Source organism: Pseudovibrio ascidiaceicola (assembly GCF_900114245.1).
In the GTDB taxonomy this organism is placed as follows: domain Bacteria; phylum Pseudomonadota; class Alphaproteobacteria; order Rhizobiales; family Stappiaceae; genus Pseudovibrio; species Pseudovibrio ascidiaceicola.
Genome location: NZ_FOSK01000001.1, coordinates 822,729 through 836,030, shown reverse-complemented (window position 1 = coordinate 836,030; position 13,302 = coordinate 822,729). Strand labels below are relative to the sequence as shown.

At 52.7% G+C, this 13,302-nt stretch carries 9 protein-coding genes; 5 read left to right on the top strand and 4 right to left on the bottom strand.

Annotated features, from left to right (window positions below; all coding sequences use genetic code 11):
• Window positions 1-82: 82 nt before the first annotated feature.
• Window positions 83-1,078 (bottom strand): hypothetical protein, encoded by a 996-nt coding sequence (locus BM231_RS04040; protein WP_208860037.1) that lies wholly within the window; start codon window positions 1,076-1,078, stop codon window positions 83-85.
• Between the two features lie 290 nt (window positions 1,079-1,368).
• Here BM231_RS04040 and BM231_RS04035 point away from each other — a divergent pair, with 290 nt between their 5' ends.
• Entirely contained in the window at window positions 1,369-2,619 is a 1,251-nt protein-coding gene (locus BM231_RS04035; protein WP_093516870.1) for a cyclic nucleotide-binding domain-containing protein, read from the top strand.
• Between the two features lie 51 nt (window positions 2,620-2,670).
• On the opposite strand, the gene BM231_RS04030 is transcribed toward BM231_RS04035, so the two are convergent.
• The 3 genes from BM231_RS04030 to BM231_RS04020 form a co-directional block, all read right to left on the bottom strand.
• The gene (locus tag BM231_RS04030; RefSeq protein ID WP_093516868.1) at window positions 2,671-5,856 is read right to left on the bottom strand and encodes an efflux RND transporter permease subunit; all 3,186 of its coding nucleotides are present in this window, start codon (window positions 5,854-5,856) and stop codon (window positions 2,671-2,673) included.
• Between the two features lie 3 nt (window positions 5,857-5,859).
• Complete coding sequence (locus tag BM231_RS04025) at window positions 5,860-7,014, bottom strand: efflux RND transporter periplasmic adaptor subunit (protein WP_208860036.1); 1,155 nt, start codon at window positions 7,012-7,014, stop codon at window positions 5,860-5,862.
• Window positions 7,015-7,234: 220 nt separating this feature from the next.
• Window positions 7,235-8,155, bottom strand: a complete 921-nt coding sequence (locus BM231_RS04020; protein ID WP_093516866.1) for an SDR family NAD(P)-dependent oxidoreductase — start codon at window positions 8,153-8,155, stop codon at window positions 7,235-7,237.
• 208 nt (window positions 8,156-8,363) lie between these two features.
• Here BM231_RS04020 and BM231_RS04015 point away from each other — a divergent pair, with 208 nt between their 5' ends.
• The 4 genes from BM231_RS04015 (at window position 8,364) to BM231_RS04000 (ending at window position 13,261) form a co-directional block, all read left to right on the top strand.
• Window positions 8,364-9,149: a potassium channel family protein gene (locus BM231_RS04015; RefSeq protein WP_063309352.1), complete on the top strand. Its 786-nt coding sequence runs from the start codon at window positions 8,364-8,366 to the stop codon at window positions 9,147-9,149.
• Window positions 9,150-9,309: 160 nt separating this feature from the next.
• Complete coding sequence (locus BM231_RS04010; protein WP_208860035.1) at window positions 9,310-10,140, top strand: CE1 family esterase; 831 nt, start codon at window positions 9,310-9,312, stop codon at window positions 10,138-10,140.
• A gap of 197 nt (window positions 10,141-10,337) precedes the next feature.
• Complete coding sequence (locus BM231_RS04005) at window positions 10,338-11,621, top strand: CaiB/BaiF CoA transferase family protein (protein ID WP_208860034.1); 1,284 nt, start codon at window positions 10,338-10,340, stop codon at window positions 11,619-11,621.
• Between the two features lie 2 nt (window positions 11,622-11,623).
• Complete coding sequence (locus tag BM231_RS04000) at window positions 11,624-13,261, top strand: thiamine pyrophosphate-binding protein (RefSeq protein ID WP_093516862.1); 1,638 nt, start codon at window positions 11,624-11,626, stop codon at window positions 13,259-13,261.
• The last annotated feature ends 41 nt before the right edge of the window (window positions 13,262-13,302 follow it).

Genomic DNA, 13,302 nt, shown 5'->3' with positions numbered 1-13,302 from the left:
AGTTCCCCCAAGGGCTATTGACCCTTTACCTGAACCAGAGGATTCGTTCCTCTGGTCTTTTTCTTTTTGGGCGCATTATTTTTCAAAGGGTATCTAAGAACTGCTGATAGGTCAGAGGAACTTGGCGTGCAGGTTCATGGCCCAGAAAACGATCTTGCCAGAAACTCAGGTAGAGACTGGAAAAGTCAAAGGTTCCTGCCAGAATTTGTTGTTTCGCCTCAAGTAGACGTTCACTGGTCAGCTCGACCCAATCATCCAGAACCACGACTGGTAAGTTTTTGAACAGCGGGTTTAGGCTGGAGGATTTGACGATGGGAATCGCTCCAAGAAACAAGGCTTCCCATGTGCGGTGGCAGTCCATTCCGTCCCCAAAAGGACTGATCGTGAAGAGGAATTGCGCGTTTTTACGCCATGACTGTTCGCGAGGAAGGTGCTCATTTTCAAAATAGGCGGTGGAATCATCAACCACCTCAATCACCTCTGCTCTGTCTCCGCGATGCGCTGCATGGTGCCAGTTGCAGTAGGCTCGGACCTCTCGGTCTTCCAATGAGGCAGCGTTGGCGATCACAGTGCGCAGGCACTCTTCCTGCTCAAGCGGGGTCTGGAAGGTCCCCCAAGCGTGAGACTTGCGGGCGGTCATGGTGTGATAATCCAAACCGATGGGCAGGTTGAAGACTTTCTCGTGCTCGATAGCCAAGTTCTGCGCGTACCATGCAACCAGCAGCGGATGGGATAGCAGGTTCTTCAGATCAAGTGAGGACAGCGTGTTTGGCAGGGTTGTGTCCGGCCCTATGGGCAGATCACTGTCTCCACTGAGCAGGACGAATGGTTCGCGAATGTGCAGCAGTTTGGTTTGGACGAAGTACGGCAGGGCGTCGGTGGTGATGTAAAGCGTAGCACCGTTATGATGATGCTCCAGCAAGTTGTCGTCGAGATCAGGGACTGAGGACTTAAGTTTCTGGTTCCGGCTTTGGCAGGTTTTGGCGAAGCCTCTGCTGGAAATAAACTTGCAGTGATTTTCCTCTCTGTCTCGCGGCATCCACTGATAGGATTTATATTGCAGCAATGAAAAGACCAACCAACCCTCCTGCGCTTTTCGATATCTAAGCGTGCACGGTTGTTTGGCGCCACTCTGAAATCTTTCCCACCATTTCCAGAGATTCCCTAAAGCCTTAGAGTTTGGCACCTGTTCTTACCTGAAAACCGGCCCCCTTCTCGGGAATACGCTATAGAGTTGAATGGCATTTGAGAGATCCCATTGGTGCAGGATTACCATGATTTGCCAAAGTGCATGCAGGATGGCGCGGGCAGGGTAAAATCCGCAACAAGGCTGATCAGCCGAGGATGTTACTGAAAGAAGGCCCATAGATGCGCTTCCTGTCCCAGCGCGATGAGGAACAGTCTCCTAAAAAAAACAAATCACGGCTTGAGGTGAGCTACGGCAATATCCCACGCCATCGCACGCAGTTGCATCAGCGGCTTCTCGATCTTGGTTTGCCAACCCAGCCTGTTATTCGTGAGGTGCTGGATTGTGCCCAGTACTACTCCCTCAAAGCCCATGAGGATTTGCTAGTGCAAGGGCAAAGCGCGGATCGATTTTTCATCATTCTTGAAGGGGATCTGGAAGTTATCAAAGAAGATCAGGACGGGGCAGATACTGTTCTGGGTCACCTGAAAGCGGGTGATGTGGCGGGAGAACTGGCCTATATTCGTGCCCATGTCGGACCGCAAAGCTACATCGCAAGCGTTCGGGCCAAACGGGATACGGTTGTCGCCTCGCTGAGCTGGAACAGATACGGCACTTTGCCAACCTCGACTGAAACCAACTCCATGCTGTTTCGCTATTTTGCCCGGCAGGCGGCGCATCAGCTGGAGCAAAGCAGTTCCCGAGTGCTGGAAGAGATCAAGATCCGGTCACGACGTTTGCAGGCTTATGCGGTTTTGCTGGTGGCGAATATGATTGCCATGTCGTCGTTTGCATTGTTCATCAGCCTCTACAAAAATACGTTTGATGATTACGGCTACGGCTTTATTGCGATGACGGTTTACAGCTTGAGCCTGAACTTCATTCTTGCGGCTATTCTGTTTTACATCATGAAGAATCTCTATTTGCCGCCACGCATCTTCGGGCTTGAATTCAGCCATCTTCCGAGCCAGTTCGGTTATGGGGTGGTGATGACTATTCCGATCATTCTGGTAATGGCAGTGACCCGGTACATTGTGCATCCTTCAGAAGAGTCGTTTTCCTTCTACTTTCTCACGCATCAGGTACAAGGACCATTTATGGGATGGCCTGAGGTTGCCTTTGCGGTTTTTTATGCGCTGGTGATGTGCCCTATTCAGCAGTTCATTGTTCGGTGTGGCATGCAGGTTCCGGTGACTGCGGCCTTGGGGCCGCATAAGCTCTCCTCTGTGTTCTGGGGCAATTTTGCGGCTTCTGTTGCTTTTTCCATCATCCACCTTCCCTATTCCAAACTGGCGGTTTTACTAACGTTTATGGTGAGCTTTTATTGGGGTGTGATGTTCCAGTATCGACGGTCATGGGTGGCCGTTTCCACCAGCCACGCGATTGCTGGTCTTGCGGCCTTTTACTGGTTCGCCTTGCTGCGTGTTGCATAGCAAAAAAGGCGCCTGAGGCGCCTTTTTCATTGTCATCAAGATCATTACAAATCAGTTTTCAGATGGCTTTTCATCCTTAGCATCAACCGCCAACTCACCACCGGTTCCTCTTGCTGCACGACCTTCTTCAATGGTCCAGCCAGCCTTTTCGCGCATCCACTGGAAGCTGACATAAAGGGTGGGGATGAGGAAAATGCCGAAGGTGGCCGAGAACAGCATGCCAACCAGCACTGGCACACCCACAGCAACCATGGCACCTGCACCTGGACCGGATGCGATCACCAGTGGCACCAGACCAGCAGAGAAGGCAAGTGATGTCATCATCACTGGACGGAAGCGCAAGCGAGCGCCTTCAATTGCGGATTCGTAAATCCCCATGCCATCAATGCGTTTTTCTAGCGAGAACTCGTTCATCAGGATCGCGTTCTTACCCGCGAGCGCGATCAGAATGACCATCCCGATCTGTGCATACAGATCGAATGCGAGGCCAAAGACCCACAGGCTCAACAAAGCCCCTGCCAAGGCCGGAGCGACCGAAAGCAGAACGGGGATTGGCGTGTTCCAGCTTTCATAGAGCGCAACAAGGAACAGGTAGGCAAACAAGAACGCCAACCCCAATATCAGCGCAGTTTGACCCGCAGCTTCCTTTTGCTCCAATGCCAGACCTGTCCACTCATACGCATAGCCTTTTGGTAGAGCTTCTGCAGCAACACCATCCATCGCTGCCAAAGCTTCACCCAGGCCTACGCCGGGGGCTGCATTACCGTTGAAGGCGACAGCGCGGTAGTTGTTGTAGCGTGTGATGGTATTTGCTCCACGCGACAGCTCAGTGTGCACAACGGAGGACAGTTCAACCATCTCCCCTGTATCTGAACGAACAAAGATGGAACCAATGTCTTCAATACCTGAGCGATACTTCTGCTCAGCCTGAAGGCGAACGGTCCATGTGCGACCGTAGAGGTTGAAGTCGTTGATGTAGTAACCGCCCAGCGTGGCCTGCAATGCGTTGTAAACACTTGCGATATTGAGACCAAGCACCTGAGCTCGCTCACGGTCCAGCTGCACATTCAACTGCGGTGTGTTTGCGTTGAAGGTGGTGAAGAAGGACGAGATATCCGGAGCTTCATTCGCCGCTACAATCAGGGAGCGGGAGATTTGCGCAAGTACTGTTGGGTCCTGACCTTCCAGAGCCTCCATGATGAACTCAAAGCCACCGACAGTACCAAGACCATCAATCGCAGCCGGGTTGACCGGGAAGAAGGTTGCCTCTGGAATACCCGACAAGGCGCCGTAAGTTCTGTAAACGAAGGCGAAAGAAGACAGTTCGCGTGATGGACGTTCCTCATAATCCTTGAGTTTGACGAAGAAAACGCCTGCGTTTGGTGATGAGCCACCACCTGCCAGCAGGTCGAGCCCGATGATCATTGTGGTGGAGTTGACTGCCGGGTCTTTGCGGATGATGTCGTCAGCTTTGCGCATAACCGCTTCAGTACGGTTGCGAGATGCACCCGGTGGCAAGTTGACCAGCACCATGGCGTAGCCTTTGTCCTCATCCGGGACGAAGCCATCTGGCGTGTTGGAGACAATCAGGAAACCAAACAGCGCGAAGCCTACGACGACGGGCAGTGAAAACAACGACATCTTTGCAATGCGCTTGATGAGGCCAGCATACCCATGTCCGACATCATCGATCTTCTTGGATACCTTGGCCATGACGCCTGTCAGATTTTCCGACTTCATCAAGATGGCACAAAGGGCAGGAGACAGCGACAGCGCGTTGATTGTGGAGATCACCATCGCAGCGGAGATGGAGACGGCGAACTCTCTGAAAAGCACACCGGATGATCCCGGCAGGAAAGCCACTGGCACAAACACGGAGAGCAGTACAAGCGTGGTTGCGAGCACGGGTGCTGCAATTTCACTCACCGCTTTTGATGTTGCCTGAGCCGGGGTGAGATCAGGGTGTTCGTGCATAATGCGTTCGACGTTCTCTACCACGATGATAGCATCATCCACTACGATCCCGATGGCGAGCACCAAGGCCAGCAGCGAGATTGTGTTGGCTGTGTAACCCATCATAAAGGCCACAGCGACCGCACCGATGATGGACACGGGGACGGCAATCAGTGGAATGAGGGTCGCGCGGAATTTACCGAGGAAAACGTAGACCACGATGGTCACGAGCACGAAGGCTTCCAGCAGTGTGTGGATGACCTTCGAAATCATCTCATTCACGAAGAGTGAGGTGTCGAAGATGGACGTGTATGTGAGATCATCCGGGAAACGCTCTGCCAGATACGCGATACGCTCATTGACGGCTTCTGACACGGCCACTGCATTCGCGCCCGGTGACAGGTAAATCCCCACCATCGCCGTTGGCTGTTGGTTGTATTCTGCCAGCACATCAAAGGAGGCGCTGCTAAGCTCTACACGGGCTACGTTTTTCAAGTGAACCACGGAACCATCAGGATTTGCTCGCAGAACAATGTTCTGGAACTCTTCGACCGTATTCAAACGGCCTTTTGCTGTTACTGTCAGCTGAAGTTGCTGATCGGCAGCCAAAGGCGCAGCACCGACACGGCCCACTGCGGCCTGCTTGTTTTGCGACTGGACAGCTGCGATTAAGTCCTCTGCTGTCAGGTTCAAGGCTCTGAGTTTGACCGGATCGAGCCAGATGCGCATGGAGTAATCCTGCGCGCCGAATACGCTGGCATCCCCCACTCCCGGAATACGCTTCAGCTCATCGACAATATTGATGGTGACGTAGTTGGAAATGAAGAGGCCATCATGTGTCTGGTCCGGCGAGTAGAAGGAGATCGCCTGAAGGAGATCACCGGCCTTTTTAGTGACGTTTACCCCCTGATCCCGAACCTCTTGCGGTAGCTTACTTTCGATCGTGCTTATTCGGTTCTGAACGTTCACCGCATTGATATCCGGGTTCGTTGTCAGATCGAAGTAAACCGTTAGCGAATACGTACCATCACTGGAAGACGACGACTTCATATAGCGCATGCCGTCTACGCCGTTGACTGCCCCTTCAACAAGTTGGCCAACACTCTCTTCCACCGTCAATGCATCCGCACCGATATAGGTGGCATTCACCTGCACAGTTGGTGGTGCAATGGTCGGGTATTGTGAAACCGGAATTGAGTAAATCGAGATCGCGCCGACCACGACTATGAGAATCGAAATCACCATCGCCAGCCGAGGCCGGCGAATAAACATGTCATAGATCATGGTTTATTGACCTGCCAGCTGAGCGTTGACTTTAATTCCCGGGCGGACTTTCTGGATACCGGATGTGATCACCAGATCACCTTTTTCGAGGCCACTTCCAACAATTACAAGGCCGTTGATCTGGTCGACAACGCTAATGCGCTGTTGCTCAACCACATCTTTGTCATTCACCTTCAGCACATACGGGCCTTCCTGGTCCAACAGCAGTGCAGATTGAGAAACAACCAGCACAGGCGTGGCATCTTTGGCGTTGGCAACAACGTCAACCAGCTGGTGATCAAAAAGCAGGTGGTCGGGATTGTCGAAGATTGCATAAGCCGTGACGGTGTCTGTGCCCGGGTTGGCTTCCGCTTCAAGGAAGTCCAGCTTTCCGTTGTGCTGATAGAACTTGCCGTCTGATAGACGAATACGGATGAGGATGTTGTCAGTGACCAAGTTGTCGGCCCGCTGAGATTGCAAGATCAGTGCTTGCGGGACCGGGAAGGCCACACGAATGGGGTCCAAAGACGTGATGGTCGCCAGAGTTCCGCTGTTGGCGTTGACGTAGGCGCCTTCTTTAAAGGCGGCGGTTCCGATCTGCCCATCCAGCGGCGCTCGGATTTCAGTGTAGCTCAGATCCAGTTCGGAGAGCTTCAGGTCCGCCTGACGCAAAGCCAGCGCGGCGTTTGCCTCTTTCAGGTTCGCGCGAGCTGTGTCGAGCTCTGATACGGAAATTGTATCCCGGTTGACGAGTTGTTCCTTACGGTCAAAATCTACCTTTGCCAGATCTACCTTTGCCTGAGCACTTTCCAGATTGGCTTGTGATTGTTCTACTGAGAACTCATAGGGCTCCTGCTGGATCACAAAGAGCAGGTCACCTTGTTGAACGGTCTGGCCTTCTTTGAACTCCAACGGCTCCAGAAACCCACCGACGCGGGCAATGAGTGCGACTTGACTGATTGCTTCGGTACGGCCAGAGAAAACACGTTCTTCTTCAATGACTTCTTCTCGCGCAGGTTCAACAATAACACCTGGAGGTGGAGGAGCTTCCTGAGCGATGGCTGCGGAGGAAATAAGAAATGTGCCAAGAGACGCCGTCAGAAATGTGAGGGCGGCTTTGCGCGTTGATGAAAGCAGACTTCCATTCCGGCCGGCAGGGAACTCTATTTTGTTTTTCATTTTTTACTCTTACACATTGAGAATTGCTGGCAGCACTTGCCCAACATTACCTTAGGGAAGTAACTCAATCCTTGATGGCTGCAGGCACAGCTTGACTCGTCGCTGCCGAGGTCCTCTCGGCAACGTGGGAACTGAGTCAGATTGAGATTTGAAAATGTCCTCTCACTTTCCCGAGGGAAAGCCCGTGACTGGTGTCACAAAAAACGGTTTCTGGAAAATTTTACCCCTTGTTTGCCTGAGCCAGGTGCACAAGCTGAGTGGTTTCTGTCCAGAATTTCTGGCGGGTTTCTTTGCTCAGAACTTGCTGGTTTGGCGGGATTTTTGTTCCGCATTCGTAGAACCCTCCAGTCTTGCCCGCAAAATCCTGCGAGAGCAGCATGTGCATAGCGGGTAAGGCAGCATAGGGGGCAGACTTGCCAACCAGCGAGCTTTTCATGCCAAGCCAGAACCGCCGCATGGCGCTGTAGCCCTGCATTTGCTTGGTCAGCACAAGACCGGGTCCAAATGCATTGATGCAGATACCTGCGTCCTTGAGCTGATCAGCCAGTTCCATCAGAAAGAGCAGATTGCAGTTGGCGTGCGCTCTTCCCCGATTCCAACTGTCGAGCTGACAGTCAGGATCGTTGAGGATGTTCAGGTCGGGTAGTTCGAACTTTGTCACCGGGCTTGCAAACGAGACGACCCTTGGGGCTGTTTGGTCTTTGAGCAACGGTGTGATCTTATTCAGCAGCAGAAACCGACTGAGATAGTTGACCGCAAACCCAGCCTCAATCCCCTCTCCTGTGACGCCGCGAAACCCCGGCGTTTCGGCAGCGCAGAGGACGATACGGGTCAGGTCCGGCAGCTTTTGGGAGATTTCATCGGCAAGACGATCCACTTCTGAGATGAGGGAGAGGTCTGCCACAAAGCCACGGTGGGAGCGATTGGGACCGGCGTCGCCGACATCCTTGAGAACGGCACTCACTTTCTCCTTAGAACGGCCCACAACTACAATGGTTTGCCCGGCATCTGACAGACGGATCGCAAGCGCTCTACCGATGCCATCCGTTGCGCCTGTTACCAGACAGGTGTTGTTGGTTGCCCGCCATTCCTCCAAATACCCGGGAGGTGGTGGCACCGGAATGGCCTTGGCTTTCTTCATGCCAGAAGTAGAGCAGAAACCCTTTAATCAGTTGCAGAATTTTTCGATAAACTCACTGAGGGAAAGCGTAAGGTTTTCTGGTGCGGGCGAGATAGCGCCGCTCACACGAAAGTTTATGCGTGATGAGCTTGAGTGACTTTGCAGAAATGTCCACATTTGCTAGTAGATTTTTATCGGGTGCATTGTCGGGATTGAGGGATCTAGTTTTATGCAGGAAGCAGTAACCGATTTCAGGGGCGCTTTGCGACGCCTGTATTTCGGGCAGACCACAGCCGCACGCTCTTGGCGTATCGGATTGCTGATGTTTGATGTGGTCACGATCCTCTATTTCGTGCTTTCTGCGACGCTTCCTCAGCTGGAGGGCTACCCGCGTCTGGACTGGGCGATTGGTTTTATTCTGCTGATTGACTACGGATTCCGCCTCACCATTGCACTGCGGCCCTTCAAAGCTGCGTTTGACAGCACGGCCATTGCAGACCTTATTGTAATCCTGTCTTTGTTTGCTGAAGCTCTTATCGAAAACCTCGGCTTCTTGCGCGTGATCCGTATGTTGCGGTTGTTACGCTCCTACCATGTGGTGAAGGATTTGCGAGAGACGTTTTCGTGGTTCAAGGAGCGTGAAGAGATCATCAACTCGGCGATGAACCTGCTGGTCTTCGTGTTTATGGTGAGCGCGGTTGTTTATGTGATTGAGGCGCAACTCAATCCAGACATCAACTCCTACATGGATGCGCTGTACTTTACCGTTACCACGCTGACGACCACGGGTTATGGCGATATCACCATGACGGATACGATGGGGCGGGCGATCACGATCATCATCATGGTGTTTGGCGTGGCGCTGTTTTTGCGGCTGATCCAGACCATTTTCCGTCCGTCTAAAGTAAAATATGCCTGTCCTGATTGTGGCCTTAATCGTCACGATAATGACGCCGTTCACTGCAAGCATTGCGGCAATACTTTGCACATTCCCACGGAAGGGGAATGGCAGTAGGTCCTCTTGCGGTAACCCGTAAATGACGGCATCAATTTTGAGAGTAAGACCGCCCTTGAGGCGTATGTTAGCATAAACAAAATTAGTCTCGGCAATTCCTGGATTTATCCATGAATTTCAATAGGTTTAATCCGAGAGAGCGGCAAGAAGTGGAATGGGCATGAGCCTTCTTACAAGTGCGATTACGTTTGCTACCGTGGTTATTTCCGGGTTGGTTCCCAATGCAACAATGGCAGAGGAAGCGACCTGCGGTGTGACAGCTCCCTGTGAAGTTGAGAGCGGTGAATACTATATTGCACTTCCAGATTCTCCTGCTGATGATGAACAGATTGGCGCCATAATCTACCTGCACGGGTGGAAGGGCAAAGCTGATCGCGCCATCCAGAATAAAGCTCTTCGCGGCCTTGCAAATGAGCTTGGTGTGGCTTTGATTGTGCCGCAGGGCATTGGCGGTTCCTGGTCCTATCCGGGTTCTCCAAGTCAGGATCGTGACGAGTTCAAGTTCTTTGATGAGATGCTGTCAGACGTTTCTGATCGTTTCCCGATTGACCGTGAGAAGATCTTGCTCTCCGGTTTTTCCATGGGCGGTTCCATGGTTTGGAATCTGGCCTGTTATAAAGGCGAGAACTATGCTGGCTTTGCACCGATTGCCGGTGCCTTCTGGGACCCGATCCCAGCAACATGCCCTTCTCCGCTAACCAACCTTTATCACACCCACGGCGTGGAAGATAAAACCGTTCCGATGGTAGGCCGTGCTATTGGCACAAACTGGCGTCAGTCCGATGTGTTTGACAGTTTGGATGTCTGGAAGCGGCAGGCTGGCCTTTATGACATCAAGCCAACATCCATTAGCGCTGGTGAATTACAGTGTGATGTTTGGTCTGCTAAAGGCGAGAAGCTGGAGCTGTGCTTGCATGATGGAGGCCACTCCATGAAGGCCAACTGGATCCGGCGTGCATGGCTTGATCTTGCCAACACAAAGCACTGGTAAAACCCACAGGTCTATCACGGTAAAAACTTCAAATTTCACGGGCCATCACGATACTGTGTGATTTTTCAGATTGTTGTGGTGGGCCTTTTCTGAGTGCTCTAACGTCTCTCCAAAATCTGCTGGATTGCTGTACATGACAGGGTCAGTCACCCTCCATTTGCGGTCAATCTTGCCTCAAAACCAATGGATTAGACGGTTTGAATTCTCTAGTAGACGGTGAACAGCACCAGTCCTCTACCACCAAAGGGCCTTTGGATGGCCTTGTGGTGCTTGACCTTTCGCGCATTCTTGCAGGCCCAACCTGCACCCAGTTGCTGGGTGATATGGGCGCCGAGATCATCAAGATTGAGCACCCTAAACGCGGTGATGATACCCGCAAATGGGGGCCTCCCTTCCTGAAGGGCAAAGGCGGCGAGGATACTGGCGAAAGCGCGTATTATCTAAGTTCCAACCGCAACAAGCATTCTCTTGGCATCGACATGCGCTCTGAAGAGGGTGTCGAGATGCTGAAGGATCTGGCCGCAACAGCTGATGTGGTTATCGAGAACTTCAAGGTTGGTGATCTCGCTCGTAAGGGCCTCGGATATGATGATCTGCGTGCGAAAAATGACCGCTTAATCTACTGCTCCATCACCGGCTTTGGCCAAACTGGCCCTTACTCACATCGTGCAGGTTATGATGCGTTGATTCAGGCCATGGGCGGAATTATGAGCATCACGGGTCTTCCTGAGGAAGAAGGCGGCAGCCCGACCAAGATTGGTGTCGGCATTGCTGATGTGATGTGCGGGATGTATGCCTGCAACGCCATTCTGGCCGCGTTACACCACCGCGATAAAAACGGTGAAGGTCAGCACATCGACATCTCCTTACTGGACTGTCAGGTGGCTTGGCTGATCAATCAGGGCCTTTCTTATCTGACCGACGGCAATGTCCCGAAACGACTTGGCAACGCGCACCCAACCATCGTGCCTTATGAGACCTTCCCGGCCGCTGACAAGGATTTCATGGTGGCTGTTGGCAACGATGCGCAGTACCAGCGTTTCTGCGAGATTTTGGGTTGTTCTGACTTGAGCACTGATGCTCGCTTTGCAACCAACGCTGACCGCGTGCGCAATCGTGCTGAGCTGGTACCATTATTGCGCCAGTTCACGATTAAGCAGGGCGCTCAACATTGGACGGATGAGCTTGAGGCTGTTGGTGTTCCCTGTGGTCCGGTGAATGATCTGGCTGGCGTGTTCAGTGACCCGCAGATCCTGCATCGCGGTATGAAGATTTCTCTGCCACACAAGCAGTCTGATGATGGTCAGGTAAGCCTAATTGGCAACCCGATCAACTACAGCAAGACGCCAGTTACATACAGGAAAGCTCCGCCGACCCTTGGCGAGGACAGCATTGAAGTACTGACCAAATATCTGCAAAAAACCAAAGAAGAAATTGACGATCTCGCTGCTCGCGGTGTCGTGTCACTGGGAGATTCATAATTATGCGCGGCGCTGATCTTATTGCTCAAAAACTGCATCAGGCTGGCAGCCAATACGCCTTCGGAATTCCGGGTGGCGAAGTGCTGGCGCTTATGGATGCGTTGAACCTTGCTGGCTTGAAATTCAATCTGGTGAAGCACGAAAACGCTGGGGGCTTTATGGCTGAGGGCGCGTGGCATGGCCTTGCACGCCAAGGCACGGATGCCCCCGTTGTTTTACTGGCAACGCTTGGGCCGGGTGTCACCAACGCAGTCAACGTGATTGCCAATGCCTTTCAGGATCGCGTTCCGCTGATCTTCCTGACAGGCTGCGTGGATACTGCTGAAGCTGAGACCTACACTCACCAGGTGATGGACCATCAGCAGTTGCTCCGCCCTATTGTGAAAGCCAGCTTCAAAGCAGCTCCGGGTGCGCTGAATGCCATGATGGATAAGGCGATTTCCATTGCCATGTCTGGTCAACCGGGGCCAGTACACATTGATGTGCCGATTTCCGTTGCTGAAGGTGAAAGCGCAGAAACGCAGAAGTCTCCAAACTACGGTATCCGTGCTGCACAGCTGCCATTTGGTGATGTGCTGGAGCAGGCGCGTGATTTGCTGGGGGCTGCTCAGCGTCCAATCGCAATTGCTGGTGTTGATGCCGTCAACGTAGATGCTGGCAATGAGATTGAGGCCTTCTGTGAGGCCTATCAGATCCCGCTGATCACCAGTTACAAGGGCAAAGGGCTTATCCCTGAAGGCCATAGGCTTTCGCTGGGTGGGGCTGGCCTTTCTCCAAAAGCAGACAAAAGCCTGATGCCTTTGTTGGCTGATGCGGACCTTGTTGTTCTCATTGGCTACGACCCTATTGAGATGCGTGTGAACTGGCGCAATCCGTGGAGTGAAGAGACATCGGTTATTGAGCTGACACCTGTGCTGCGTAGCCATGGCATGCACCATGTGAGTCATACGTTGGAAGGCGATGTGAAACCGACCTTGATGGCTCTGACGCCAGAAGATGAGGCCGGTATTGTTCCAGAGGAGAGCGACTGGCTTCGTGATCGTATCGCACCAGCCAAAGACAAGCTGAAGGCTGACTTTTGTGCTGAAGAGAGCGGCTGGGGCCCTGCCACTGTGTTCCATGGCCTTCGTGAAGCCTTGCCGGAGACCACCGTTGCGACTGCCGACAGTGGTGCTCACCGCATTCTTGTAAGTCAGATCTGGGAGAGCCACTCCCCACGCACCATGCTGCAGAGTTCTGCGCTTTGTACGATGGCTTGCGCCTTGCCACTGGGCATTGGCCATAAGATGGCAAAGCCAGACGATCCGGTGGTTGTGTTTGTGGGTGATGCTGGTCTTGAAATGGGGCTGGGTGATCTGGCGGTTCTACGCGATATGCAGGTGCCGTTTATTGTCTGCGTGCTGGTTGACGAGAGCTTGTCTCTGATTGAGCTGAAGCAGCGCGCTAACCAGAATCCTAATCTGGGCGTGGACTTCTCAGCCACCAACTTCCCAGCGCTGGCTGACGCTTATGGCGGGCATGGCGTTTGGGTGGATGATGCAGAGAGCCTGAAGAAAGAAGCGAAGGCAGCGCTGGAGCGCGATACCTTCACTGTTCTTGCTTGTCGCATTGACCGCAGAGCCTACGACGGAAAATTATAGAGGCATTCGCCTTTTCGAGTGTGTCGCGAGAAAGGTGACAC